Consider the following 440-nt stretch of genomic DNA (forward strand, 5'->3'; position numbering starts at 1 on the left):
AAGATTTTTTTAATTAACATGGTTTTTGTTTCCTTTCCAAGTTTGTGTTTGTTGTTGTTATTAAATAAAAAAAGACCCTGGAGGGTCTTAGTTTGTGATTAAAAATTTATATTAATTTCTATAAAAATCAATTTTATAATTATTTGTTTGATAAATAATTTAAAAAAATAGTTTTTTTGTTTTTCTAAATTATCATTTTTGATTTTGTCATCTTCTTTACTGTATTTTGGTGTTTCTTCTAATTGTTGAATTTGTTCTTGACATTTATTAATATTTATTTCTTTATTTAATTCATTATTTAATTTGTCCATTGCCATAATTTGATTATTATTATTTATTAACAGCAATCCTAAACCAATAAATAAAATAATATTAAATAATAGTAAATGTTTTTTTAATTTAAACATTAATTAAATCTCCTTTAATTTTTATTCCTTTAT

Annotated in this window: 1 protein-coding gene; it reads right to left on the minus strand. The window is 17.7% G+C overall.

What is annotated here, in order from left to right; translation table 11 throughout:
* Positions 1-98: 98 nt before the first annotated feature.
* Positions 99-407, minus strand: coding sequence for an SVM family protein (locus RI01_RS04065; protein ID WP_017193105.1), 309 nt, complete (start codon positions 405-407; stop codon positions 99-101).
* Between the last annotated feature and the right edge of the window lie 33 nt (positions 408-440).

The sequence above is a fragment of the Italian clover phyllody phytoplasma str. MA1 genome (assembly GCF_000300695.1).
Taxonomy (GTDB): Bacteria; Bacillota_I; Bacilli_A; order Acholeplasmatales; family Acholeplasmataceae; genus Phytoplasma.

What these genes read in the sequence shown, in the direction of transcription:
- RI01_RS04065 (WP_017193105.1), bottom strand. Translation starts at nt 407, where the DNA reads ATGTTTAAATTAAAAAAACATTTACTATTATTTAATATTATTTTATTT.